Origin of the sequence: Actinomadura sp. 6K520, from assembly GCF_004349245.1 — a bacterium.
Taxonomy (GTDB): domain Bacteria; phylum Actinomycetota; class Actinomycetes; order Streptosporangiales; family Streptosporangiaceae; genus Spirillospora.
This window is the reverse complement of sequence record NZ_SMLC01000013.1, coordinates 49,614-75,022: the sequence shown is the minus strand read 5'-3', so window position 1 is coordinate 75,022 and position 25,409 is coordinate 49,614. Positions and strand designations below refer to the sequence as shown.

Genomic DNA, 25,409 nt, shown 5'->3' with positions numbered 1-25,409 from the left:
GGCCGGGGGCGGGTCGAGTGCGCGCTGCTCCCCACCGTCGAGGACGAGGCCGACCGCATCGCCGCGCGCATCGCCCAGCTCGTCGCCGCCGACCCCGGCACCGCCCCCGACGGCGGCCCGCAGCAGGAACCGCTCCGGTACGCCGACGTCGCCGTCCTGGCCCGGAAACGGTCGCAGTTCCCGCTCCTCAGGCGGGCGCTGGAGTCCCGCGGGATCCCGGTCGAGGTCGTCGGCCTCGGCGGGCTCCTCACCGTCCCGGAGGTCCAGGACGTCGTCGCCACGCTGCGGGTCATGCACGACCCGACGGCCGGCGCGTCCCTGGCCCGGCTGCTCACCGGCCCGCGCTGGCGGCTCGGCCCGCGCGACCTCGTCGCCCTCGGCCGCCGCGCCCGCACCCTCGCCCAGGATGCGGCACGCGACGTCACCCCACCGGAGCGGCCGCCTGAGCCGCCGCCTGAGACAGCGCCGGAGACAGCGCCGGAGACGGGGGAGGCGGCGCCGGAAGGGGCGGGCGAGCAGCCCGTGCAGGACGGCGAGGATCCGCTCCGGCAGCTCGTCAGCGAACTGAACCAGGAGACCGGCAGCCTGGTCGACGCGCTCGACGACCTCGGCCCGCCGGACGCGTACTCACCGGAGGGCTACGGGCGGCTGCGGCGGCTCCGCGACGAGCTGCGCACGCTGCGCGGCCAGGTCGGGCTGCCGCTGCCCGACCTCGTCAACGAGGTGGAACGCGCGCTCGGGCTGGACATCGAGGTCGCCGCGCGCTCCGGGCTCGACCCCGTCACCGCCCGCGCCGACCTCGACGCCTTCATCGACGCGGCCGCCACCTTCGCCGGCGACGCCGAGGACCCGACGCTCGGCGCGTTCCTCGCCTACCTCAAGGCGGCCGAGACGGAGGAGTTCGGGCTGGAGGCCGGGCGGGTCGGGGAGACCGACAGCGTCAAGCTGCTCACCGTCCACGCGTCCAAGGGCCTCGAATGGCCGGTGGTCGTCGTCCCCGGCCTGTCGTACGTCCCGCAGAAGAACGGTGCCCCGGCCAAGGGCTCGATCTTCCCGTCGCCGCCGCAGAACGCCACCCGCTGGACGGCGAACCCGCGCGTCCTGCCGTTCATGCTGCGCGGCGACCGCGCCGACCTGCCGCCGCTGAACGGGCTGGACAAGGACGACCTCGCCGCCTTCGACCAGGCGTGCCTCGAACGCGACCTGCGGGAGGAGCGGCGGCTCGCCTACGTCGCGGTCACCCGCGCGTCCAGCCTGCTCATCGCCACCGGCTACTGGTGGGGGGCGTCGGGCCGCCCGCTCGGCCCGTCGCCCTTCCTGGCGGAGATGCGCGCGGCATGCCTCGCCGGCGCCGGGTCCGTCGCAATGTGGGCCGACCCGCCCGAGGAGGGCGCCGCGAACCCGCTGCTCGCCGACCCCGACGAGGAGCAGTGGCCGGTGGCGCCGGGCGACCGCGGCCGTTCCGACCTCTCGGCGCGCGAACGCCACGAGGCCGTCGTCGAGGCGGCCCGCATGGTCGGGGACGAGATGGCCGGGCGGACGCGGCACTGGGCCGGGGACACCGGCCTGTCCGACGCCGACCGCGCCCGCATGACCGCGTGGGCGCGCGACGTCGAGCTGCTCCTCGCCGAACGCGACCGGGGACGCGGCGGCGACGGCCTGCTCGTCGAGCTGCCCGCGCACCTGTCGGTGTCGTCGCTGGTGTCGCTCGCCCGCGACCCGGCGGCGCTGGCCCGGCAGATCCGCCGCCCGATGCCGCGCCCGCCCGCCCCGTACGCGCGGCGCGGCACCGCGTTCCACGCCTGGCTGGAGAGCCGCTGGGGGCAGCAGCGCCTCCTCGACCCCGACGAGCTGCCCGGTGCCGCCGACGAGGGCGCCGCCGACGACACGCACCTGGAGCGGCTGCGGTCCCGGTTCGAGGAGTCGGAGTGGGCGTCGCGGGAGCCGCTCGACATCGAGGTCCCGTTCGAGACCATCATCGGCGACCGGCTGGTCCGCGGCCGGATGGACGCCGTGTTCCGCTCCCGGGACGGCGGCTACGAGGTCGTCGACTGGAAGACCGGCTCGCCGCCGTCCGGGGACGAGGCGCGGTTCGTGTCGGTGCAGCTCGCCGCGTACCGGCTGGCCTGGGCGGAGCTGGCCGGGGTGGACGTCGAGCGGGTCAGCGCGGCGTTCCACTACGTCGGCGCGAACGTCACGGTCCGTCCCGCGGACCTGCTCGACGCGGACGGTCTCGCCGCGCTCCTGGACGGCGTCCCCGCCGCCTGATTTCTCCGAAATGTCGGGTGATGCGGCTCACGCACCCCTGTTCACCGAACGCCGTTTCGGGGATGATCCGGGCAACCATCCGAGGGAGGCGGGACGTGACGGTGACCCATGACGAGAAGGTCGTACGTGAGTTCTCCAAGCAGGCGGCGGGATTCGCCGACCCGGCGCGCAACTCCGCGTTCACCCGTCATCTGGACCGGCTCGTCCACTTCATGGAACCGGAACTCGACCTTGAGGACATCGTGCTGGAGGTCGCGGCCGGCACCGCGCTCGTGTCCCGCGCGGTCGCCCGGCGCGTCCGGCACGTGACGGCCCTCGACCTCACGCCCGCGATGCTCGCCGAGGGCAAGCGCGACGCCGACCACGCCGCGCTCATGAACATCACCTTCGCGCACGGCGACGCGACGGCCCTGCCGTTCCTGGACCGGTCGTTCACGCTGGTCGTCACGCGTTTCTCGCTCCACCAGGTCGCCGACCCGGAGGCCGTGGTGCGGGAGATGTGCCGGGTCGGCCGGCCCGGCGCCGCGCTGATCATCGCCGACCTGATCCGGCCCGACGGCGTGCCCGGCGACCCGGACCGCATCGAGCGCCTCCGCGACCCCTCCCACGGCACCGCCCTCACCGAGTCGCGGATCGCCGAGATCGTCACGGCCTCCGGCGCGGAGGTGAAGCGGTCCGACCGGTTCGACTGGGTCCGTCCCCTCGACCCGTGGCTGGAGTTCTCCGAGACCCCCGCCGACGTCGCCGCGCAGATCCGGCGGGAGCTGGCGGACGAACTCGCGGGCGGCCCGGCGACCGGCATGCGCCCGAGCGAGGTCGACGGCGTCCTGCACTTCACGCACACCTACCTCTTCCAGCAGGCGATCGTCGGGTAACGTTTTCGACCAACTGTTCGACGCGAGTCGCTCATATGTTCTATGTTGTCGAACATGGGTTCTAGTAGCGTTGTTACCAGTGCCGGGCGGTCCCTCGATCGCGAGCCGGCCGCGCTGGCGATGCGCATCGGCGTCGTCGCGGCCGAGGCCGCCCTCGCCACCTTCGCCCGCAACCTCGACCTGGACGACCTGGCGGACGGCGTCGACTTCCAGGGCGCCATCGGCCCCGCCGAATGGCCGGTGTTCTCCCTCGTCATCGACACCCTCGCCGAGGCCGGGCCGGGCGACGACCGGTCCCTGGACGAGCGCCGCGCCGACGCCCTCAACGACCTGGCCCGCATCTGCATGGCCGCGAAGGCCCGCGTCGCCTGAGCACCGCCCGTGCCGCCCGTGCCGTTCGGGCCGTCCGTGCCGTTCGGGCGCGGTCAGGGGATGAGGGCCGGGAGGAGCCGGTCGCGGAGGGCCGCGAGGGTTCGCGTCTCGGTGGCGGCGGCCGCCACCCGTTCCGCCAGGGGCGCGGCGAACTCGCCGAACGCGCGGGCCTGCCGCTCGTCCCACGGGATCTCGTAGGCGGCGAGGTCCGCCCACTTCGCGCGGGGCATCCGCGTGCCGTCGCCGACGGCGGAGGCGTGCGCGACCACCTCGTCGCTCGCCAGGGCCGCCAGCAGCCAGCCCCGGTGGGCGGCCTCCTGCGGGCGGACGACGAGGATGTCGGTCGAGGCGACGCCGTCCACGAAGGCGAGGCCGACCTTGTGGAAGTAGGGGCGGAGCTTGCCGAAGAGCACGTCGCCCGCCCGGAAGCGGCGCTTCGCGCTGCCGACGGCCGACGAGTCGGCCCACGTCGAGAGCCACATGCGTCGCCTGGGCATGTGCTCCAGCGCGATGTAGTTCTCGTCCCGGCCGATCCGCCCGGCGGGGACGCTCGACCGCACCGGCGAACCCACCCGGCCGAGCGGGACGGACGCCGGCACCGTCGCGGCCGCCTCCCGGTAGCGGGCGCGGATCAGCTCGTCGGCCAGCACGGCGATCCGGGCGTTCACCGCGATCTTGTCGTCCAGGGCACCGAGGGCGGAGGCCGCCGAGTCCTGCTCCGGCCGGGTCATCCGCCGGACGGTGAGGCGGTTCAGCAGGCCCTGGGTGAGGAGAGGCTGGCCCGAACCGATGCGGTACCTGTTCAGGTCGAGCCGTTTGAGCAGGTAGTAGACGTAGCGGGGGTTCACGCCGGGTTTCGGGGCGGCGATGATGGCGTTGTCGGTGACCCAGCACCGGGCCTCGCTGTAGTGGACGGCGCCGCAGTTCGACCCGACGCGTCCGACGATGGTGGTGTGCGGGGCCGCGTTGCACTCGGCGGACGTGCCGATGACGCCGTTGGCGCCATAGGTCGTGAAGCCGGTCCCCTCGGACGGATGCGAGCTTCCGTTCGAGAAGGTGACGAGCTCCGCCAGCCGCACGTCACTCACGCAGCCGTTCCAGTTCCGTGCGGACGACCCGGTCGAGGCGCGCCGACTCCTCGAACTGGGCGAACAGCTCTTTGGTGAGGCGCTCGACCTCGTCGGTGACCGGCTCTCCACCGGCGGACGGCTCCGCCGCGCCGACATAGCGGCCGGGGGTCAGGACGTGGTCGTGGGACCTGATCTCCTCCAGGCCCGCCGAATAGCAGAATCCCGGCACGTCGGAGTGGGTGCCGCCGCGCCAGGCACGGTACGTGCCGGAGATCCTGGCGATGTCGGCGTCGGTGAGCACGCATTCGGTGCGGTCGACCATCGTGCCCATGGCGCGGGCGTCGACGAACAGCACGTCGCCGCGTGCGTCCCGGTCGAAGAACCACAGGCAGGAGGGGATCGGGGTCGTCCGGAAGAGCCGGCCCGGCAGCGCGACGACGCACGACACCAGGCCCGCCTCCACCAGCGCCGCGCGGATCTCGCTCTCGGCCGCCCGGCGGGACGACATCGACCCGTTCGCCATCACCACGCCCGCGCGGCCCCGCGGGCCGAGCTTGGCGACGATGTGCTGGATCCAGGCGAAGTTGGCGTTGCCCGCGGGCGGGACGCCGAACCGCCACCGCGGATCGTCCGGGGACCGGTACCAGTCCGACATGTTGAACGGCGGGTTGGCCAGCACGTAGTCGGCCTGAAGCCCGGGATGCGCGTCCTCGTAGAAGGTGTCCGCCCACCGTTCCGCGAGGTCTCCGGCGATCCCGTGCACGGCGAGGTTCATCTTGGCCAGCCGCCACGTGCGCGCGTTCGCCTCCTGCCCGTACACGGCGATGTCGGCGCGCCGCCCCCGGTGGTTCAGGACGAACCTCTCGGCCTGGACGAACATCCCGCCCGACCCGCAGCACGGGTCGTAGACCCGGCCCCTGAAGGGTTCGAGGACGTCGACCAGCAGCTTCACCACGCTGGACGGCGTGTAGAACTCCCCGCCGCGCTTTCCCTCCGCGCGGGCGAACTTCTCCAGGAAGTACTCGTAGACCTCGCCGAGCACGTCCCGCCTCCCGCCGAATTCGGCGCGGCCGAGCAGTGTCACCAGCTCACCGAGCCGGCGCTGGTCCACCCCGTCCCGGCCGAAGATCTGGGGGAGGACGCCGGCCAGCGGCGGATTGGCCGTCATCACCGCCCCCATGGCCGCGTCGACGAGCGCGCCGATCTCACCCGATCCCGCGTGCGCGGTGATGTCCGCCCACCGCGCGCCGTCCGGCACCCGGAACCCGCCCTCGCCGGACGAGTCGGACACGTACTTGAGGAAGACCAGCCCGAGGACGAAGTCCCGGTACCGCGACGCGTCGACGGAACCGCGCAGCTTGTCGGCGGCCCTCCACAGGACGTCCTTCTCCTCGCGGCCCGGCATCGCGCTCCCTCCTCCCGACTCGCGCAGAAGCCTACGGAGTTGGACGCGCGGCCACGGACACTGCGAGGCTGCCGACGTGTCGGTGTTGGGCGTTCTGGCGCTGGCCGCCCTGGCGGCGTGGCTCTACCTCGCGCTGGGCCACGGCGGCTTCTGGCGGACGGGCCCGGGGCTTCCGGAGGGCGCCGACCCGCCCGGCTGGCCCCGGGTGGTGGCGGTGGTCCCCGCCCGCGACGAGGCCGCCGTGCTCCCGGAGACCCTGCCGACCCTGCTGGCCCAGGAGTATCCGGGCCCCTTCGCCGTGATCGTCGTGGACGACGGAAGCACCGACGGCACCGCGGACGTGGCGGCCCGCCTCGGCGGCGGTCCCTCCGGCGGTCCGCCCGGCGGGCTTCGCGTGGTGGAGTCGGGAGAGCGGCCGCGCGGCTGGGCGGGCAAGGTCTGGGCGATGTCGGAGGGCGTCCGGGCGGCGGGCGAACCGGAGTTCCTCCTCTTCACCGACGCGGACATCGCCTACGCGCCCGGCACCGTGACACGGCTCGTGCGCGTCGCCGCGGCCGAGGGGCGTGACCTCGTGTCCCAGATGGCCACGCTCAACACGCGCACCCGCTGGGAGCGGCTGATCGTTCCCGCCTTCGTGTACTTCTTCGCCCAGCTCTACCCGTTCCGCCGCGTCACCCGCGACGGCGCCCGCACGGCCGCCGCGGCCGGCGGCTGCATGCTCGTCCGCCGCGCGACCCTGACCCGCGCCGGCGGCCTCGCCGCGATCCGCGGCGCGCTGATCGACGACGTCGCGCTCGGGCGCCTGCTCAAGCGCGCCGGTGGCCGGTGCCGCCTGGACCTGAGCCGCGACGTGGTCAGCCGCCGCCCCTACCCGCGCCTGGCCGACCTGTGGACGATGGTCGCCCGCAGCGCCTACGACCAGCTCCGCTACTCACCGGCCCTCCTCGCCGGCGCGATCGCCGCGCTCCTGCTGTGCTACGCGGTCCCGCCCGTCGCGACCGCCGCCGGATGGGCCGGCCTCGCCTTGGACGCCCGGCACGCCGCCGTCCCCGCCGCGGCGGGCCTCCTCGCGTGGACGGTCATGGCCGCCACCTACGTGCCCACGCTCCGCCACTACCGCCTGTCCCCGCTGCGAGCCCCGGCCCTCCCGCTCGTCGCCCTGATGTACGCGGCCATGACCGTCGATTCGGCCCGCCGGCACCGCGCCGGGCGGGGCGGCGCCTGGAAGGGCCGCACGGCCGTTTCTCAGAAGAGCCGGCCGACGGGCACCTGACCGAGGACCGGCCAGCTGGCCTCCGGTGCTTATCAGAATCGAATAAATCCGACATCTGCCTCCATCATCCAGCGCTATTGGAGTAAGCGTCTAGTGACGTTACTGTCAGGTGACCGTCACCCGGACGGTATGGGGGATGACGAAGGGTCACTGGGTCGATGTCCATCACAGTCCGCCACGTCCTGCGCGCCGTGCTGGCGTCCTGGCTCGGGGTCGCCCTCGTGGTGACCGCGCTGCAGGGGCCGGCCGCCGCGGCTCCCCAGGACACCGTGCCTCCCGCGGAAGATCCGTTCTACCGCCCGCCCGCGCCCCTCCCGGAGGGGGCCTCCGGCGACATCATCAGGTCGCGCCCGGCCGTGTTCACCGTCGACCCGTTCGGCCGGTCGCCCGTCGAGAACGTCACGTCGTGGCAGGTCCTGTACCGGTCGGAGAACGTGCACGGCACGCCGATCGCCGTGTCGGGGATCGTCCTCGTGCCCACCAGGCCGTGGACGGGCGAGGGCCGGCGGCCCCTCGTCTCCTACGCCGTGGGGACGCGCGGCCTCGGCGACTCGTGCGCCCCGTCCTACACCCTCACCACGGGCCTGGACTACGAGTCCCTGATGATCATCGACGCGCTCAACAAGGGCTGGGCCGTCGCCGTCACCGACATGGAGGGCCTCGGCACGCCGGGCGGGCACACCTACGAGGTCGGCCGCTCCCAGGGCAAGGCCGTGCTGAACATGGCACGCGCCGCGCGGCGCCTCCCCGGCGCCGGCCTCGGCGGCTCGCCCGTCGCGGTCTGGGGCTACTCGCAGGGCGGGACGTCGGCGGGCTGGGCGGCGGAGCTCGCGCGGTCCTACGCGCCGGACGTGCCGCTCAAGGGCGTCTTCGCCGGGGGAGTGCCCGCCGACCTGCGCGCCGTCGCCGAGAACCTGGACGGGTCGCTCTTCATCGCGCTGATGTTCATGTCCGCGGTCGGCTTCGACAGCGCCTACTCCGAACTCGACCTGGAGGGGTACCTCAACGACGCGGGCCGCGAACTGCTGGAGAACGCCCGCGAGATGTGCCTGGCCAGCGTGGACGGCGCGGCGACGCTGATCGACACGGCCTTCAAGCGCATCGGCGACTACGCGACGAGCAACCCGCTGGACGACCCGCGGTGGCAGGCGGCGCTCGACGCCAACAAGCTCGGCGGGACGGCCCCGAGCGTCCCGGTCCTGCAGACCCAGGCCGTCCACGACCAGATCATCCCGTTCCAGCAGGCCGACACGCTGCACCGGGCGTGGTGCGCCAAGGGCGCCAACGTGACGTGGAAGACCTACCCGGCCGCCGAGCACGCCACCGGCATGCTCTGGAGCCACCCGGACGCGATGACCTTCATCACCGACCGCTTCGCAGGCAAGCCCGTCCAGGGCAACTGCCCCAGCTGAATCGGATGACCCGGCGAGGCCGTCCTGTCCCACCCGCGGGGCAGGATGGCCTCATGGACTTGGTGGAGTTCCTCCGAGCGCGGCTGGCAAGGGACGAGCAGATCGCCCGCGACTGTTCCGGCCTCCCCTGGCAGACCGCGTCCTCCGGCACGATCCACACCGACCCGCCCTCTCCCCAGGACGCCGATGACGCGGCCTCGTCCCACGTCGCGAAGGCGGAGAACGGCGCATACGCCGAGCACATCGCCCGGCACGACCCGGCCCGGACGCTCGCCCAGGTGGCCGCCGTGCGCCAGATCGTCGACGACTACGAGAAACAGGCGTGGATTCTCGACCGGGGCCACCGCACGCCGGAACTCGAAGCGGCCCAGGTCGTCCGCGAGAACGTGCTGCGCCGCCTCGCGCTGCCGTACGCGTCGCATCCCGCATACCGAGATGATTGGCGCCCCTGACAGACAGGGCCGGGGCCCGTTATGTAATCTCGATGGGAGGCCGAGAGGCGCTGCAACGGGCGAGAGCCCGCCACGCTCGGTCCGCAAGTCGGTGAAACAAGGGCGCCTCCCACTCAAGACGGGAGGTGCTCGAAATCAACGACAACGAACTTCGCGAGCTACTGGAACGGCGCATCGCGGTCCTGGACGGGGCCTGGGGCACGATGCTCCAGGGCGCCGGCCTGACCCCCGAGGACTACCGCGGCGACCGCGTGGCCGGCGACCATCCGAAGGACGTCACCGGCGACCCCGACCTGCTCAACCTGACCCGCCCGGACGTGATCCTCGACGTCCACCGGCAGTACCTGCGCGCCGGTGCCGACATCACGACGACCAACACGTTCACCGCGACCAGCATCGGCCAGGCCGACTACGGGCTCGAAGGTCTCGTCCACGAGATGAACGTCGCGGGCGCCCGCCTCGCCCGGCAGGCCGCCGACGAGTTCGGCGGGCGGTTCGTCGCCGGCTCCGTCGGCCCGCTGAACGTCACCCTGTCGCTGTCCCCGCGCGTCGAGGACCCCGCGTACCGCGCCGTCACCTTCGACCGGGTCAAGGACTCCTACGCGGAGCAGATCCGCGGCCTCGCCGAGGGCGGCGTCGACCTGCTCCTCATCGAGACGATCTTCGACACGCTGAACGCGAAGGCCGCCATCGCCGCCGCCCGCGAGGCCGCCCCCGAGCTGCCGCTGTGGATCTCGGTGACGATCGTGGACCTGAGCGGGCGGACGCTCTCCGGCCAGACCGTCGAGGCGTTCTGGCGCTCGATCGAGCACGCCGAGCCCCTCGTCGTCGGCGTGAACTGCTCCCTGGGCGCCGACGAGATGCGCCCGCACGTGGCGGAGCTGGCGCGCATCGCCGGCACCTACACCGCCAGCTATCCGAACGCCGGGCTGCCGAACGCGTTCGGCGGCTACGACGAGACGCCGGACGAGACGGCGGCCAAGCTCGCCGAGTTCGCCGCGTCCGGCATGGTCAACGCGGTCGGCGGCTGCTGCGGGACGGGCCCCGGCCACATCGCCCGCATCGCCGAGGCCGTCCGGGACGCCGCGCCCCGCGAGGTCGCCCGTCCGGCGAAGGCGTCGCGCTTCAGCGGCCTGGAGCCGTTCGAGATCGGCCGCGACACCGGCTTCATCATGATCGGCGAGCGGACGAACGTCACCGGCTCCAAGCGGTTCCGCAGGCTCATCGAGGCGGGCGACCACCAGGCCGCCGTGGACGTGGCGCTGGAGCAGGTGCGCGGCGGCGCGAACCTCCTCGACGTCAACATGGACGCCGACCTGCTCGAGAGCGAGCGGGAGATGACGACGTTCCTGAACCTGATCGCGACCGAGCCCGAGGTGGCCCGCATCCCGATCATGGTGGACAGCTCGCGGTGGAGCGTGCTGGAGGCGGGGCTGAAGACCGTCCAGGGCAAGGGCGTCGTCAACTCGATCAGCCTCAAGGAGGGCGAGGACCAGTTCCTGGAGCAGGCCCGCCGGATCCGCGACTTCGGCGCCGGCGTCGTCGTCATGGCGTTCGACGAGGCCGGCCAGGCGGACACCACCGAGCGCAAGGTGGACATCTGCGGGCGCGCCTACGACCTGCTCACCCGGAAGGCCGGGTTCCCCGCCGAGGACATCGTGTTCGACCCGAACGTCCTCGCCGTCGCGACCGGCATCAGCGAGCACAACGGGTACGCCAAGGCGTTCATCGACGCCCTGCCGCTCATCAAGGAGCGCTGCCCCGGTGCGCGCACCAGCGGCGGCATCTCGAACCTGTCGTTCTCGTTCCGGGGCAACGAGGTCGTCCGCGAGGCGATGCACTCGGCGTTCCTGTACCACGCCGTCCGCGCCGGCCTCGACATGGGCATCGTCAACGCGGGGCAGCTCGCCGTCTACGAGGACATACCGGCGGATTTGCTGGAGCTCGTCGAGGACGTCCTGTTCGACCGCCGCCCGGACGCCACCGACCGGCTCGTGTCGTTCGCCGAGAACGTCAAGGGCGAGGCGACCAAGCGCGAGGTCGACCTGTCCTGGCGGGACGCGCCCGTCGAGGCGCGCCTGTCCCACGCCCTGGTGCACGGCATCGTCGACTTCATCGAGGAGGACACCGAGGAGGCCCGCCAGAAGGCCGCCCGTCCCCTCGACGTCATCGAGGGCCCGCTGATGGACGGCATGAAGGTCGTCGGCGACCTGTTCGGGTCCGGGAAGATGTTCCTGCCGCAGGTCGTCAAGAGCGCCCGCGCGATGAAGCGGTCGGTCGCCTACCTGGAACCGTTCATGGAGCGGGAGAAGGAGGAGGCGCTGCGCGCCGGGCGCGTGCACGACGAGCGCGGCCAGGGCAAGATCGTCCTCGCGACCGTGAAGGGCGACGTGCACGACATCGGCAAGAACATCGTCGGCGTCGTGCTCGGCTGCAACAACTACGACGTCGTGGACCTCGGCGTCATGGTCCCGGCCGCCAAGATCCTCGACACCGCGATCGCGGAGAACGCCGACGCCGTCGGGCTGTCCGGGCTGATCACGCCGTCGCTGGACGAGATGGTCTCCGTCGCCGCGGAAATGGAACGACGCGGCATGCGGCTGCCGCTGCTGATCGGCGGCGCCACCACGTCCCGGCAGCACACCGCCGTGAAGATCGCGCCCGCGTACGAGGCGACGACCGTGCACGTGCTGGACGCGTCCCGCGTCGTCGGCGTCGTGTCCGACCTGCTGGACGAGGGCCGCGCCGAGACGCTCGCCGCCGCCAACCGCGAGGAGCAGGCCCGGCTGCGCGAGCAGCACGAGAACAAGCAGCGCCGCCCCCTACTGACCTACGAGCGGGCGAGGGAGAACCGCGAGGCGGTCGACTTCGGCGACCTGCCGACTCCGGCGTTCACCGGCGTGCGGGTGGTCCAGCCCGATATCACCGCGATCCGCGAGATGATCGACTGGCAGTTCTTCTTCCTGGCGTGGGAGCTGAAGGGCAAGTACCCGGCGATCCTCGACCAGCCCGTCGCCCGGGAGCTGTTCGACGAGGGCAACGAGCTGCTCGACCAGATCATCGCGGACGGCGCGTTCGAGGCCCAGGGCGCCTACGGCTTCTGGCCGGCGCACTCCGACGGCGACGACATCGTCCTGCCCGAGACGCGGTTCCCGATGCTGCGGCAGCAGACGTCCAAGCCGGAGGGCCGCCCGAACCGGTGCCTCGCCGACTACATCGCCTCGTCCGGCGACCATCTGGGCGGCTTCGCCGTGACGGTCCTCGGCGCCGAGGACCTCGCCGCCAAGTACGAGGAGCAGCAGGACGACTACAAGTCGATCATGGTGAAGGCGCTCGCGGACCGGCTGGCCGAGGCGTTCGCCGAGTACATCCACCTGGAGGCCCGCCGCGCCTGGTTCGAGCCGGACGCCGACCCCGCCCTGGCGGACCTGCACGCCGAGCGCTTCCGCGGCATCCGGCCCGCGCTCGGCTACCCGGCGAGCCCCGACCACAGCCTGAAGCAGCGGCTGTTCGACCTGCTGGACGCGGGCCGCCTCGGCATGAAGCTCACCGAGTCGTTCGCGATGACCCCGGCCGCCAGCGTCAGCGGCCTGATCTTCGCGCACCCGGCGTCCCGCTACTTCACGGTCGGCCGCGTCGGCAAGGACCAGATCGAGGACTACGCCCGCCGCAGTGAGCTGCCCGTGGCGGAGGTCGAACGCTGGCTGGCCCCCAACCTGGCCTACGACCCGTCCTGACGCCTCCGGGACCGCCTGACGGCCGCCGCGCCGCGGCCGTCAGGCGAGTTTCAGGGGGTCACGGCCTGCCGATGCGCACCCGCCAGACCTCCGGGCCGGCCTCCTCGTAGTCCCAGGTGAACTCGCCGGGGTGCTCGGCGGCGAACTGGTAGTACAGCGGCTTCGGGTCGTGGTCGTTGACCAGCACGAACGCCGTCCCGGGCGGGAGCGCGCCGAAGGCGGCGAAGATCTGCTCGTGCCGCTGCGCCGGGACGAGGGTGCGCACGTCCAGCTCCCCGCCGGTGACCTCGGCGGTCGCGCCGGGCGTGCCGGGGTCGTCGTGGCCGCCGCACGTGCAGTGGTGCCCGTCGGCCGCGGCGCCGGCCGTCTCGGGCTCGTGGCCGCCGAGGATCTCGTGCATGCCCGCGAGCAGCGCCCCGAGGTCGACGCCCTCGGCGACGAGCGCGGGCAGCAGCAGGTCGTTCTCCTTCTCCAGGTGCGACTGGAACAGGGCGTTGACGGCGGACGCGGCGGCGACCGTCTCCGCCGGCGTGCGCGCCGCCTCCAGCTCGGCGATCCGCTCCTTCAGCACGGTGTGCTCGCGCACCATCGCGCGCAGCAGGGCGCGGGCCTCCGGCAGGTCCTCGGCCGCCCGGTACAGGGTCCTCTCCTCGGCCTCGGCGTGCGGGACGACCTCCTCGGCGCAGAACGCGACGAGCCGGTCGCGCCGCTCGTGCGGCGCGGCGAGCTGGTCGGCGGCCCGCGAGATCGTGAGGACGTGGTCGGCCATGGTGCGGCCGAGCCGCTCGTGGTGGTCGAGGATCGCCCGCACGGTCTCCTGCTGCGGGCTCGCGGTCGTTGTGGTCATGAGCACATCACTCCTCGTGCCGGACTGCTTTTTTACAACCGTACTTGTATTTATAGTAGCGGTATGGAGAAACTGGAGACGCGGGGCAGCCCCCGGCCCCGGGTGGCGGCGCGCCGGTTCCCGTTGCTCGCCGGCGCGCTGCTCGGGCTCGTCGCGGGCCTCTGGGGCGCCCTCGGACTCCTCGGCCTCGACGTCCCGATGCCGCGCACCGCATTCGCGCGGGAGCACGGCGCGCTGATGGCGCTGGGCTTCCTCGGCACGCTCATCTCCCTCGAACGCGCAGTCGCCCTCGGCCGCCCCTGGGGCTACGCCGCCCCCGCGCTCGCCGGCCTCGGCGCCGTCACCACCGCCCTCGGTCTCGGCCTCCCCGGGAAGCTCCTGCTCACCGCCGCCGGCGGCTGGCTCATCGCGATCTACATCGCCGTCCTCGGCCGCCGCACCGGACGCGACCTGGCCATACAGCTGTCCGGCGCGGTCGCCTGGTACGTCGGCGCACTGCTGTGGCTGTCCGGGCGGCCGGTCGCCGAGATCGTCCCGTGGCTCGCCGCGTTCCTGGTGCTCACGATCGCCGGGGAGCGCCTCGAACTCGCCCGCGTCGCGTTCCTCGGCCGCCGCGCGTCCGACGGCCTCCTGGTCGCGGCGGCCCTGGTCGGCGCGGGCGCCGCCGTCTCCACCGGCTGGCCGGACGCCGGGTGGCGGCTCACCGGGCTCGGCATGGCCGCCCTCGCCGGCTGGCTCGCCGTCCACGACGTCGCCCGCCGCACCGTCCGCGGGACGGGCCTGCCCCGCTACGCCGCCGCCTGCCTCCTCGCCGGCTACGCCTGGCTGGCCGTCGCCGGGACGATCTGGCTCGCCGCCGGACGCCCCGCCTCCGGCGGGCTCAACGACGCCGCCCTGCACGCGGTGTTCCTGGGCTTCGTGATGTCGATGGTCTTCGGGCACGCCCCGGTGATCCTGCCCGCGGTCCTGCGCGTCCGGCTGCCGTACCACCCCGTCCTGTACGCGCCGCTCGTCCTGCTGCACGCCTCCCTCGTCGTCCGCGTCGCCGGCGACCTCGGCGGATCCGCTGCCCTGCGGACCGCGGGCGGCGTCCTCGGCGAGGTGTCGCTCCTGCTCTTCGGCGGATGCGCCGTGGCCGCGTCGCGCCTCCTGCGAAGGGAACCGTCATGACGTCCATCGGCATCCGGCCCAGGCCCGCGGGCACCGAACCGCCCGCGCGCCGCCCGGCGCGCTCCGCCTGGCACGCGGTCGCCAACGGGGTCGTGCTCGCGTGGCTGGCGCTGACCGCCGTGGCCGCGCTCGTCCAGCACGACCTGCCCGCCCCCCGCTGGCTGCTCATCCACCTGTTCCTGCTCGGCGCCGTGACCAACGCGATCGTCACCTGGACCGAGCACTTCGCCACCGCGCTGCTGCGGATCCCGCCGCCCCCGCGCCGGTGGCCGATGGCGCGGCTGGCGGTCCTGAACACCGGGATCGCCGCCGTGCTGGGCGGTGTCGCCGGAGGGTCCCCCCTCCTCGCCTCCGGGGGCGCCGCGGCGGTCGTCGCGGTGGTCGCCGCGCACGTCACCGTGCTCGCCGTGCGCGGCCGGGGCGCCCTGGGCGGACGGTTCGCGCACGTCGCCGGCTGGTACGTGTGGTCCGGCGTCGCGCTCGTCGCGGGCGGGACGTTCGGCGGCCTGCTGGCGTCCGGCCGCGTACCGTCCGGCTGGCACGCGCCGGTGCGGGCCGCGCACGCGCACGTCAACATCCTCGGCTGGGTCGGCCTGACCGTGCTCGGCACCCTGTTCACGCTGTGGCCGACGGTCCTGCGCACCCGCATGGCGGACGGCACCGGGCGGATCGCCCGCTGGTCGCTGCGCGCCGCCGTGCCCGGCCTGGCCGCCGCGGTCGGCGGTCTCCTCGCCGACCTGCGCTGGCTCGCCGCCGCCGGGCTCCTCCTCTACGCCGCGGCCGCCGCGCTCGCGCTCGTCCCGTTCGTCCGGACGCTGCTGCGGCGCCGCCCGCACACCCCGGCGTCGTGGATGCTCGCCGCCGGGACGGCCTGGTTCGCCGTGACCCTCGCCGCCGACGCGGCCCGGCAGAGCCTCGACGGGCTGCTCCCGCTCGTCCTGGTGGGATTCGTCGGGCAGACGCTCCTGGGCGCGCTGACGTTCCTGCTTCCCGTCGTCCTCGGCGGCGGGCCCGCCGTGCTCAAGGCCAACGCGGCCGTGATCGAACGCCTCTGGCTGCCGCGCGTGGCCGCCGTCAACGCCGCGGTGCCGCTGCTCGTCCTGCCCGTCCCCGGGTGGCTGACCCGCGCCGCCTGGATCGCCGTCATCGCCGCGCTGGGCTCCTTCGTCGCGCTGGCCGCGGCGACCGTCGTGCGCACCCACCGCCCGTCGCCGGTCGTCGCGGGCATCACCGCCGGTGTCCTGCTCACCGCGCTGGCCGCCGGGGTCGCGGCCGGGAGCGCGGACCAGCCCGGCTCGACGGTCGCGGCCTCGGGCACCCGCACCGTGGACGTGGCCCTCGCCGACATGCGCATCCGCCCCGGGACGATCGAGGCCGCCCCCGGGACACGCCTCGTCCTGCGCGTCACCAACGAGGACGCCATGCCGCACGACCTGCGCCTCGCCACCGGCCAGGCCACCCCGATGCTGGACCAGGGCGAGACGGCCACGCTGACCGTCCCGCCGCTGGCGGAGCCGGTCGACGGCTGGTGCACCGTGCCCGGCCACCGCGCCGCAGGGATGACCATGCGGATCACGATGACGGAGTCCCCGGCGGGGGAGTCGGCGGCACGACCGCAAGGGCACGCCCAGGGGCAGGCACAGCACGGGACCCGGCACGGCACGGGCCCGCTCGACCTGGCGGCCCCGATGTCGCCGGAGTGGCGCCCCTACGACGCCGCGCTCAAGCCCGCCCCGGGCGGCGAGGACCACCGCGTCGAGATCCGCGCGACCGACCGGGAGCTAGAGGTCGCCCCGGGCGTCCGCCAGCAGATGTGGACGTTCAACGGGACCGTCCCCGGCCCCGTCCTGCGCGGCAAGGTCGGCGACGTCTTCACCGTCACCTTCGTCAACGACGCGGCCATGGGGCATGGCATCGACTTCCACGCCGGATCTCTCGCGCCGGACGTCCCCATGCGCACCATCCAGCCCGGCGAACGCCTCACCTACCGCTTCAAGGCCGAGCACGCCGGGGCGTGGCTGTACCACTGCTCGACGATGCCGATGCTCCAGCACATGGGCAACGGCATGTACGGCGCCGTCATCATCGACCCGCCGGACCTGCCCCGCGTCGACCGCGAGTACGTCCTCGTCCACGGCGAGCTGTACCTGGGGCGGCCGGGCTCCGCGGAGCAGGTGGCGAAGATGCGCGACGGCCGTCCCGACGCGTGGGCGTTCAACGGCACCGCCGCCGGGTACGACCACGCCCCGCTGACGGCCCGCGCGGGCGACCGCGTCCGCGTCTGGGTGGTCGGCGCGGGCCCGGCGTCCGGTACCGCGTTCCACATCGTCGGCGCCCAGTTCGACACCGTCTACAAGGAGGGCGCCTACCTCCTCCGCAAGGGCGACGACGGCGGCGCGCAGATCCTCGACCTGGCGCCCGGCCAGGGCGGCTTCGTGGAGGCGGTCGTCCCGGAGGCCGGCCACTACCCGTTCGTCGACCACGACATGCGGCACGGCGAGGCCGGGGCCCACGGGATCCTGAAGGTCACCGGCTGAGCCTGCGGACGACCGGGTCCCCCTCCGGCGGGGTGCCCGCGAGTTCCACCGGGATCATCCGCGTCACCCCGGCGATCGAGCACGTGCGCCTGACCATGCCGTGCTCCGGCAGCCGTATCGACAGCCGGACGCCGGCCGTCTTGGCCTGCACATAAGTGCGGAGAATGACGTTCAGGCCGCTGGAATCGCAGAATTGGCAGTCGGTGAGATCGAGGATCAAAGATCTGATGCCCTCGTCGAGGAGTTGCCGTGACAATGCGTGCAGGTCGGCACAGTTTCGGACATCCGCCTCCACCGGGAAGAGGAGGGTCGCGTCCTGGCCCGTGCGTCGGACGGTCGCGCCGCCCGAAGTGCTGAACTCCATGGTCGCCTCGCTCAAGGTCGATAACGGAGTGTGCCGCGCTGATGGGACTGCCGAGCAATGCCCTAAGTGGACCGAATCCAGGATCAATCTACAAGCGGCGGAAAGTCAAACCCTGTTCAAGACACTCCCGGGGCATTTTCGCGCGGAAATCGTTGACGTGGGAAAGCACCGGCCGCAACCGGCGGTGACCGGCCTCAGCCGGTGGTGTGGCAGGGGGCGTTGAGGTTGTGGCCGATGGCGGTCGGGCCCGCGGTGAAGTCCGTGACCATTTTCACCCCGGTGAACTCCCGCTCGTCGGGACGCCCGACCACCGACTCCCGGAAGGCCGCCGCGTTCGGGCTGCCCGAGAAGTTGCCCGCCTTCCTGGGCAGCATCCCCTCGTAGTCGACGGTGGTGACCTGCCCGAGCGCCTCGTACACGCCCTCGCGGGTCAGGTCGCCGTTCGCCGCGGCCCTCTCCAGCACCGCCTTCAGCGGGTACGAGAAGGCCCAGCCCGAGGTGAGCGCGTTGTCCGGCTGCACCCGGCCCAGCGCCAGCCGCATCGCGGTGTGCCCGGGGGAGTCGGCGGGGAACGTCTTCCACGGCGCCACCACCATGAAGCGGGCCTTGAGCACGTCGGCCGCCGGAGTCTCCAGCAGGGACTCGACCCAGGTCGGGTTGTTGCCCATGAACCGGCCCTGGAAGCCCGCCTCCACGCTCTTGCCGACGATCGCGACGGTCTCCGCGGGGCCGACCGTGAGCATGACCACGTCCGGCCGCTGCGCGACGATGGCCCGGACGGTCTCGGCCTGCTTCGCCGCGCCCTGACCGGTCTCCAGCTCGGCGTAGCGCAGGCCGCGCGCCGTCGCGGCGAGCCTGGCGCCCGCCGCGCCCTCGCCGCCGTAGTCGCCCGGGTAGTAGACGGCCAGCACGCTCTCGGCCCCGAAGTTGTCCACGGCGTAGTCGATCGCGTTCATGGACTCGAAGCAGTACGAGGCGCCCGACTCCAGGATCACGTCCTCGAACTCCCACCGGGACGGGTACGACGCGGGCACCGCGATCATCCGGGCGGCGCGCAGGTCGTCCAGGATCGCCTCGGTGGTCGGCGTGCCCAGGCTCTGCGCCAGCGCGAGCACCTTGTCCTTGATCTCGGTGTACGCACGGCGGTGCGTGGCGGGGTCGTACTTGTTGTCCCGGATGTAGGTGTGCACGTCGACGTCGTAGCCGCCGATGCCGCCCTGCCGGTTGACACGGTCCCAGAACGCCTTCTGCGCCGTCACCATCGGCACGCCCAGTGCCGTGAACGGTCCCGTGGTCAGGTCGGAGATGATGCCCAGGTAGATGCAGCCGTGGTCGCGGTTCACGGCCTTGGGGCAGGGCTCGGCGGTGATCCCGGGGACGGCCGCCGCGGGGCCGCCGTCGTCCGTTCCGGCGGCGCAGCCCGCCAGCCCCGCCAGCAGCGCGGCCCCGGCGATCAGGGACCTGATCCTGGGCTTGTCAGAGCGCACGGAGACCATCGATCACTTCCTTGAGGATGCGCGCGTCCGGGCGTCCGCGCGGCGCGGCGGCGCTCTGCACGACCATCAGCCCGCGGTCCAGCAGGTCGCTCACCAGCACGCGGATCACGCCCACCGGGAGCCGCAGGGCGGCCGACAGCTCGGCCACCGACACCGGGTTGATGGAGAACTCCAGGATCCGCTCGTCCTCGGGGCCGAGCGTGGCCGGGTCGGGCATCGGCACCTCGGCGGTCACGACGACCGCGATCAGGTCGAGCTCGCGGCCGCGGCGGCGGGACCTGGTGCGGCCCCGGGTCACCGCGAAGGGACGGACGACGGGCCCGGCCGCCTCGTCCGCCCAGAGATCGTCCGGCCGCGACCCGCGGCCCCGGCCCGGATCCGCGGACCCGCCCGGCAGATCGCGGGACATCACGGACCGCCGTCCCCCGCATCGGCGGCGCGGCCCCGCCGCCAGCCGCGCTGCACCGTGGACATGAAGTCGCGGGCGGCCTCCGGTGACCGCTCCTCTTGGACCGGCCCGCCGGACGGCTCCTCCCGGGTCTCGGCGGTGCGCCGCAGCTGCGGCGCAAGGTGGGTCTGCCGGCGCCGGACGGGCAGTTCCGCGACCGGGGGAGTGACCAGCGCGAGATGCTCGTTCGACGACGACGACGGCTGCGGCGCGGGCGGGGCGGAACCGGGCATGGCCCACTCGCCGCTCTCGGTGACCGCGTGGCCGCCGGGACGCTCGGGCGGCTGCGCCACCAGCTCCCGCGGGATCAGCGCGATGGCGGTGATCCCCCCGTACGGCGAGGGACGCAGCGTCACCTTGATGCCGTGCCGAGCCGAGAGCCTGGCCACGACGAACAGGCCGAGCCGGGCGCTGTCGTCCAGGTCGAGCTCGGGGGCGGTGGCCAGCAGCCGGTTGAGCTCCGCCAGCATGTCGGGCGCGATGCCGAGGCCGCGGTCCTCCACCTCCATCACGAACCCGTGCGCGACCTCCTGCCCGGTCACCCGGACCGTGGTGTTGGGCGGCGAGAACACCGCCGCGTTCTCGATCAGCTCGGCGATGAGGTGGATGGTGTCGGCGACCGCGGGCCCGAGCAGCGCCGCCCGGCCCATCGGCACCACCTCGACGCGGGTGTAGTCCTCGACCTCGGACGCCGCGGCGCGCGCCACGTCCACCATCCGGACCGGGTCGGCCCAGGTCCGCCCGGACGGGCGGCCCGACAGGATCACCAGGCCCTCGGCGTGCCGCCGCATCCGGGTCGCGAGCGCGTCCAGCTCGAAGAGCCGCTCCAGCTCGTCGGGGTCCTCGGTGTCGCGCTGCATGGTCTCCAGCATCCGCAGCAGCCGCTGGAGGAGGGACTGGTTTCGGCGGGCGAGCGTCACGAAGATCTCGTTCAGCCGCCGGTTCGCGCGGGCCTCGTTCTCGGCGGCGCGCACGACCGCCCGCCGGGTCTGCGCGAACGCCCGGTCGATCTGGTCGACCTCGGTCACCCGGAACCGCCCGCTGTCGCGCCCGCCGTCCCGGCCGTCGTCCCCGGCACCGCCCGCCGGAAGCTCCTCCAGCGGCTCCTCGCCCCGCCGCGCCCGCTCGTTGATCAGCGGCAGCCGGTGCTGCGCGAACTCGTCGACGGCCGCGGCCATGGCGCGGCTCTCCACGATCAGCCGGCGGCCGGCCCGGATCGCGATCAGGATCGCGGCGATCACCGCGAGCAGCCCCAGCCCGCCGGTCAGTCCCAGCCGCAGCAGGACCGCGTTCGCCTCGTCACCGGCGCGCCGGGTGTTCTCCGCGCGGATCTCGGACGACAGCGCCGCCAGCTGGGCGTCCACCGCCTCGGTGGCGGTGTGCCAGGCGCCGACGTCCACGCCGGGCCGCCCGCCGGCCGGGCCGCCCTGCATGAGCCGGTTCTGCAGGCCCTCGAACCGGCGGAAGTCCGGCCCGGACACGATCTGCTCGTACCGCACCCGGTAGGAGCCCTGGAGCTCGCGTGCCGCGTCCCCGTACAGGAACCGGTGCGCCCCGGCGAACTCCACCAACTGCAGACGCTCGTCCTCGCTCAGCCGCCCGGCCGCCAGCGCGCCGGTGACGAGCGCGTCCTCCCGGGAGAGGTTCTCCCTGGCGTTCTCGAGCGTGCGGAGGACGCGGTTCTGCCGCACGAACTCCGGGTCCATCGAGTGGACCTCGTCGTAGATCTCGGCGGCCATCTCGATGTACTCGGTGTAGCGCGCCATCGCCTCGGCTCGTCCGAGGTCGCGGTCGTCGACCTCGGCGCGCAGCGGCTCCAGCCCGCCGAGCGAGTCCGCGAGGCGGGTCATCCGCTGCCGCGTCACGGGACGGGTCGCGCCCCTGATCTCCTCGTCCTCCGCCGACGCGCGGAACGCCGCGTGGGCCCGGTCGGTGGCCTCCCGCTGGGCCTCGAACCCGGCGCGGCCGATGGTCGCGTCGTCGCCCAGGGCGGACAGCGACATGCGCCGCTCGTCCTGCAGCGCGGCGATGACCTCGTCGGTGGGTTCGAGGACCTTCGTGGTGAACGTCTGCGCCCTGGCCTGCCGCAGGCTGTCCTGCAGCGAGGTGGTCGCGGCCACGCCCCAGAGCACGACGAGCGCCGTGACGGGCGGGACCAGCAGCAGCACGATCCTCGATCTGACGGACCTGGCCCTGCCCCCGAGCACCCCGTGCCGTCTTCTCCCGGGACGGCGCCTCATGCTCTGGGTCCCCGGCGATGGCCAACGCTCATGAGGACCTCCGTGCTGCTGTGATCCAGGTCACTCGCCAGCCCAGGACGCTACTACATGCTCGTGAGACACTCGGGCGATCTGCCTCATCAGCCCGAATTGTTATCTACGTGTAATTTGCTCTCGGCGGCAATGTCCGCGCCGGGCAGCCGCCAAGGGCGGGTAGATCTTCAATTATCGCTGGTCAGCGGCCTGTCGAGCGTTTTGTATCACTTCGTTCGGCTATGGCCCACACGGAACATCGTCTGTGAAGCGAAGTGATGACCATGGCGGAAAAGGGTACCGAGGGCAACGGCCGCTCCCTGACGGATGATCTGCCCGTCGACCAGCTCAAGGACGCCGGACGCGAGCTCGTCCAGGCGCTGATGGTGCGGACGCTCAGCGGGGCCAGCGACAAGATCCAGGACATGACCCAGCGGCTGACCGACGCCGCGGACGGGGGCACCGGGTCGAAGATGGCCGCGGCCGGGGTGAAGAAGCTCGCCGAGGGCGAGTCCCCGCTCAAGGCGGGCCTCAGCGCGGGCGCGACCGGCGCGAAGGAGAAGGTGAAGGACGCCGTCGGCTCCATCGGCGGAGGCAAGGGCGGCGGTGGCGATGGTGGCGGCGGTGGCGGCAAGATGAAGGTCACCAACATCATCGAGCAGTTCGATGTGGGCCTTCCCCGCCGCGTCGCCTACGACCAGTGGACGCAGTTCGCCGACTACCCGAGCTTCACCAAGAAGGTCGAGAGCGTCGAGCAGGAGTCGGACGAGAAGCTCCACTGGCGGGCCCAGGTCTTCCTCTCCCACCGGACCTGGGACTCCACGATCATCGAGCAGGTGCCGGACGAGCGGATCGTCTGGAAGTCCAAGGGCCCCAAGGGATACGTGGACGGGGCCGTGACGTTCCACGAGCTGGGACCGACCATGACCCGCGTCATGCTCGTCGCGGAGTACCACCCGGACGGCTTCTTCGAGAAGACCGCGAACCTCTGGCGGGCGCAGGGACGCCGCCTCCGCCTGGACTTCAAGCACATCAAGCGCCACATGATGACGCGCACGATCCTGGATCAGGAGGAGGTCGAGGGCTGGCGCGGCGAGATCCGCGACGGCGAGGTGGTCAAGACCCACGAGGACGCCCTCAAGGAGGAGCAGGAGGCGGCCGGCTCCGAGGAGGACAAGGCGGAGGAGTCCGAAGAGAAGGAGCAGGCGCCGGAGGAGGGCAAGGCGGAGTCCGAGGAGAAGGACGAGGCAGAGTCCGAAGAGAAGGACGAGGCCGAGTCCGAAGAGGAGGACAAGGCGCAGCCCGAGGAGGACCGCGCGGAGTCCGCGGAGGACAAGCCGGAATCCGAGGGGGACGAGCAGGAGTCCGAGGAGCGGCCCAAGGAGAAGGCCGAGAGCACCGCCTGACCTCGCACCGACGTTTTCGCTGGTCGCCCCAGGGTAGCGGCGGCCTGAGGGGGAGCTATGGGTACTAACGGGGACGCCGGTGAGCCGGAAGGCGCCGAAGGCAGGATCGTCTCGCCGGAAACTCGGGCGCAGCCGAGCGAGGGACCGGACGTCCATCTCGACGTCCCGCTCCTCAAGGTGGACGAGATATCCCTTGAGGTGGAGAACCTGGAGGCGCATGTCTCGCTCGTCGCCCAGGTCCTCGACATGCTCAGGCTCAACGTCGGCGCGGACGTCTTCCTCGGCCGGGTGAAACTGGAGATCAAGGGCGTCGAGGCCGAGGCGCGGCTCGACGTCCGGCTCGACAACGTCGCCATCATCGTCGACCGCGTGCTGACCACGCTCGACCGCAACCCGGAGCTCCTCCAGCACATCGGACGCGGCGTGGAGGCGGCCGTGAGCGATGTCGGCGCCGGCGCAGGCAAGGCCGTAGGCGAGGTAGGCGAGGGCGCCGGCAGCGCGGTGAAGGACGTTGGCGAAGGCGCCGGCGGTGCCGTCAAGGACGTCGGCGAGGGCGCTGGCGGCGCGGTGAAGGACATAGGCGAGGGCACGGGCGGTGCCGTGAAGGACGTCGGGGAGGGCGCTGGCGGCGCGGTGAAGGACGTCGGGGAGGGCGCCGGCGGCGCGGTGAAGGACGTCGGTGAAGGCGCCGGCGGTGCCGTGAAGGACGTCGGCGAAGGAACGGGCGGCGCGGTCAAGGAGGTCGGCCAGGGCGCGGGCGGCGCGGCCGAGAAGGTGGGCGAGGGCGCGGGCGAAGCCACCAAGGAGGTCGGCGGAGCGGCCAAGGAGGTCGGCGAGGGCGCCGGCGGAGCCGCCAAGGGCGTAGGCGAGGGCGCCGGTGCTGCGGCCGAGAAGGCGGGAGAGGGCGCGAGCGAAGCCACCAAGGGCGTCGGCGAAGGCGCGGGCGAAGCAGCCAAGGAGGTCGGCGAGGGCGCGGGCGAAGCGGCCGAGAACGTCGGCGAAGGCGCGGGCGAAACGGCGGAAGGCGCCACCGGCGGCGGCGCGGAGAGCAAGCCGGAAAGCAAGAGTTCCGGCGACTCCGGCGAAGACGACACGGGCCGCGAATCCGGCCCGGACGACGACGGCGGTGACCCGGAGCCCCGCAACGGCGAGCAGGAGATCACCGCGCTGCAGTCCGCGCTGCAGGAGACCGAGCAGTCCGTGCGTGAGCTGGGCCGGGCGCTGGTCCGGATGGTCGCCCCGCAGACCCGTTCACCGAACGGCGGAAGAGACGACGGATCATGAGCTCCCACGAGCAACGCCCGGGCGAGGATGTCCGGCGATCGGCGGACATCCTCTTCACCGCCCGCGTCAAGGCCGACGAACTGCGCTTCGAAACCGTCCCCGAGAACTCCGTGGTGTTCACCGGCGACGCCGACGAAGAATCCGCATCCGGCAGCGACCGAACCAACCTCCCGGCCGAGGTCCGGGAGAACGTCACCTACCGCGACGTCCACATCGACTACGCGATCGCGGCGAAGCTCGAACCGGGTGATGTTCGCGAATCGGGGTAGCGGAGCCGACATGCGTACTCTCATCAACGGATTGGTCGCGGGGGCCGCGGGGACCACCGCCCTCAACGCGACCACCTACCTCGACATGGCCATCCGCGCCCGCGGGGGCAGCAGCACCCCGGAGGACACCGTCCAGAAGCTGGCGGACGAGGCCAACATCAGCCTCGGCGACGAAGAAGAAGCGGCGGAGAACCGCAAGCAGGGCCTCGGCGCCCTGATGGGCTACGGAACGGGCATCGGCGCGGCCCTCGCCTACGGGGCGATCACCCGCCGTCGCGGCGCCTCATGGCCGGTCGGCATCCTCACCCTCGGAACGCTCGCCCTCCTCGGCTCGAACGTCCCGATGACCGCACTGGGCATCACCGACCCGCGCGAGTGGTCCGTCGCCGGCTGGGTCTCCGACATCGTCCCCCACATGATCTACGGCGCCGCCGCCTACGCAGCCTACGAGCAGATGCGCTGAACCCCGTCC

At 72.9% G+C, this 25,409-nt stretch carries 20 protein-coding genes; 13 read left to right on the top strand and 7 right to left on the bottom strand.

Going from position 1 to position 25,409, the window contains the following annotated elements; all coding sequences use genetic code 11:
- From E1289_RS06155 to E1289_RS06145, 3 genes are all read left to right on the top strand, one after another.
- Positions 1-2,268: 3'-5' exonuclease (locus tag E1289_RS06155; RefSeq protein WP_131976194.1), on the top strand; the 2,268-nt coding region annotated here is incomplete at its 5' end.
- A 95-nt stretch (positions 2,269-2,363) separates the two neighbouring features.
- Positions 2,364-3,143: a methyltransferase domain-containing protein gene (locus E1289_RS06150; protein ID WP_131976192.1), complete on the top strand. Its 780-nt coding sequence runs from the start codon at positions 2,364-2,366 to the stop codon at positions 3,141-3,143.
- Positions 3,144-3,197: 54 nt separating this feature from the next.
- The gene (locus tag E1289_RS06145; RefSeq protein ID WP_131951188.1) at positions 3,198-3,515 is read left to right on the top strand and encodes a hypothetical protein; all 318 of its coding nucleotides are present in this window, start codon (positions 3,198-3,200) and stop codon (positions 3,513-3,515) included.
- A gap of 53 nt (positions 3,516-3,568) precedes the next feature.
- On the opposite strand, the gene E1289_RS06140 is transcribed toward E1289_RS06145, so the two are convergent.
- Together E1289_RS06140 and E1289_RS06135 are read right to left on the bottom strand one after the other, a co-directional pair.
- On the bottom strand, positions 3,569-4,603 hold the full coding sequence (locus E1289_RS06140; protein WP_131976190.1) for a restriction endonuclease subunit S: 1,035 nt from the start codon (positions 4,601-4,603) through the stop codon (positions 3,569-3,571).
- Complete coding sequence (locus E1289_RS06135) at positions 4,596-5,990, bottom strand: class I SAM-dependent DNA methyltransferase (protein ID WP_131976188.1); 1,395 nt, start codon at positions 5,988-5,990, stop codon at positions 4,596-4,598. The genes E1289_RS06140 and E1289_RS06135 overlap by 8 nt, the downstream gene beginning before the upstream one ends.
- A 76-nt stretch (positions 5,991-6,066) precedes the next feature.
- Between E1289_RS06135 and E1289_RS06130 the strand changes: the two genes are divergently transcribed.
- The 4 genes from E1289_RS06130 to metH all read left to right on the top strand — a co-directional run bounded on the left by E1289_RS06130 (position 6,067) and on the right by metH (position 12,864).
- Positions 6,067-7,263, top strand: a complete 1,197-nt coding sequence (locus E1289_RS06130; RefSeq protein ID WP_243712639.1) for a glycosyltransferase — start codon at positions 6,067-6,069, stop codon at positions 7,261-7,263.
- Between the two features lie 158 nt (positions 7,264-7,421).
- A complete protein-coding gene (locus tag E1289_RS06125; RefSeq protein ID WP_131976186.1) occupies positions 7,422-8,675 on the top strand; it encodes a lipase family protein in 1,254 nt (417 codons plus the stop codon).
- Positions 8,676-8,728: 53 nt separating this feature from the next.
- Positions 8,729-9,127, top strand: a complete 399-nt coding sequence (locus E1289_RS06120) for a DUF6221 family protein (RefSeq protein ID WP_131976184.1) — start codon at positions 8,729-8,731, stop codon at positions 9,125-9,127.
- 125 nt (positions 9,128-9,252) lie between these two features.
- The gene (gene metH, locus E1289_RS06115; protein WP_131976182.1) at positions 9,253-12,864 is read left to right on the top strand and encodes a methionine synthase; all 3,612 of its coding nucleotides are present in this window, start codon (positions 9,253-9,255) and stop codon (positions 12,862-12,864) included.
- 58 nt (positions 12,865-12,922) lie between these two features.
- Here metH and E1289_RS06110 read toward each other — a convergent pair whose 3' ends face one another.
- Positions 12,923-13,711, bottom strand: coding sequence for a DUF2249 domain-containing protein (locus tag E1289_RS06110; protein ID WP_131976180.1), 789 nt, complete (start codon positions 13,709-13,711; stop codon positions 12,923-12,925).
- A gap of 63 nt (positions 13,712-13,774) precedes the next feature.
- On the opposite strand from E1289_RS06110, the gene E1289_RS06105 reads away from it, so the two are divergent.
- Positions 13,775-14,881, top strand: a complete 1,107-nt coding sequence (locus E1289_RS06105) for a hypothetical protein (protein ID WP_131976178.1) — start codon at positions 13,775-13,777, stop codon at positions 14,879-14,881.
- On the top strand, positions 14,878-17,418 hold the full coding sequence (locus E1289_RS06100; RefSeq protein ID WP_131976176.1) for a multicopper oxidase domain-containing protein: 2,541 nt from the start codon (positions 14,878-14,880) through the stop codon (positions 17,416-17,418). Before E1289_RS06105 ends, E1289_RS06100 begins: the two co-directional genes overlap by 4 nt.
- Here the strand turns inward: E1289_RS06100 and E1289_RS06095 are convergent.
- The 4 genes from E1289_RS06095 to E1289_RS06080 all read right to left on the bottom strand — a co-directional run bounded on the left by E1289_RS06095 (position 17,408) and on the right by E1289_RS06080 (position 21,894).
- Complete coding sequence (locus tag E1289_RS06095) at positions 17,408-17,797, bottom strand: STAS domain-containing protein (protein WP_131976174.1); 390 nt, start codon at positions 17,795-17,797, stop codon at positions 17,408-17,410. The genes E1289_RS06100 and E1289_RS06095 overlap by 11 nt on opposite strands.
- Before the next feature lie 179 nt (positions 17,798-17,976).
- Positions 17,977-19,278, bottom strand: coding sequence for an ABC transporter substrate-binding protein (locus E1289_RS06090; protein ID WP_131976172.1), 1,302 nt, complete (start codon positions 19,276-19,278; stop codon positions 17,977-17,979).
- Positions 19,259-19,687, bottom strand: coding sequence for a DUF742 domain-containing protein (locus E1289_RS06085; RefSeq protein WP_131976170.1), 429 nt, complete (start codon positions 19,685-19,687; stop codon positions 19,259-19,261). Before E1289_RS06085 ends, E1289_RS06090 begins: the two co-directional genes overlap by 20 nt.
- The gene (locus E1289_RS06080) at positions 19,687-21,894 is read right to left on the bottom strand and encodes a nitrate- and nitrite sensing domain-containing protein (protein ID WP_165970367.1); all 2,208 of its coding nucleotides are present in this window, start codon (positions 21,892-21,894) and stop codon (positions 19,687-19,689) included. The genes E1289_RS06085 and E1289_RS06080 overlap by 1 nt, the downstream gene beginning before the upstream one ends.
- Positions 21,895-22,262: 368 nt before the next feature.
- Between E1289_RS06080 and E1289_RS06075 the strand changes: the two genes are divergently transcribed.
- From E1289_RS06075 to E1289_RS06055, 4 genes are read left to right on the top strand one after another with little or no spacing between them, the layout of a single operon-like run.
- Positions 22,263-23,384: an SRPBCC family protein gene (locus E1289_RS06075; protein ID WP_207928817.1), complete on the top strand. Its 1,122-nt coding sequence runs from the start codon at positions 22,263-22,265 to the stop codon at positions 23,382-23,384.
- 57 nt (positions 23,385-23,441) lie between these two features.
- Positions 23,442-24,668, top strand: a complete 1,227-nt coding sequence (locus E1289_RS38885; RefSeq protein ID WP_207928816.1) for a hypothetical protein — start codon at positions 23,442-23,444, stop codon at positions 24,666-24,668.
- Positions 24,665-24,937, top strand: coding sequence for a hypothetical protein (locus E1289_RS06060; protein WP_131976164.1), 273 nt, complete (start codon positions 24,665-24,667; stop codon positions 24,935-24,937). The genes E1289_RS38885 and E1289_RS06060 overlap by 4 nt, the downstream gene beginning before the upstream one ends.
- A gap of 10 nt (positions 24,938-24,947) precedes the next feature.
- Positions 24,948-25,400, top strand: a complete 453-nt coding sequence (locus tag E1289_RS06055; protein ID WP_131976162.1) for a hypothetical protein — start codon at positions 24,948-24,950, stop codon at positions 25,398-25,400.
- Positions 25,401-25,409: the final 9 nt, after the last annotated feature.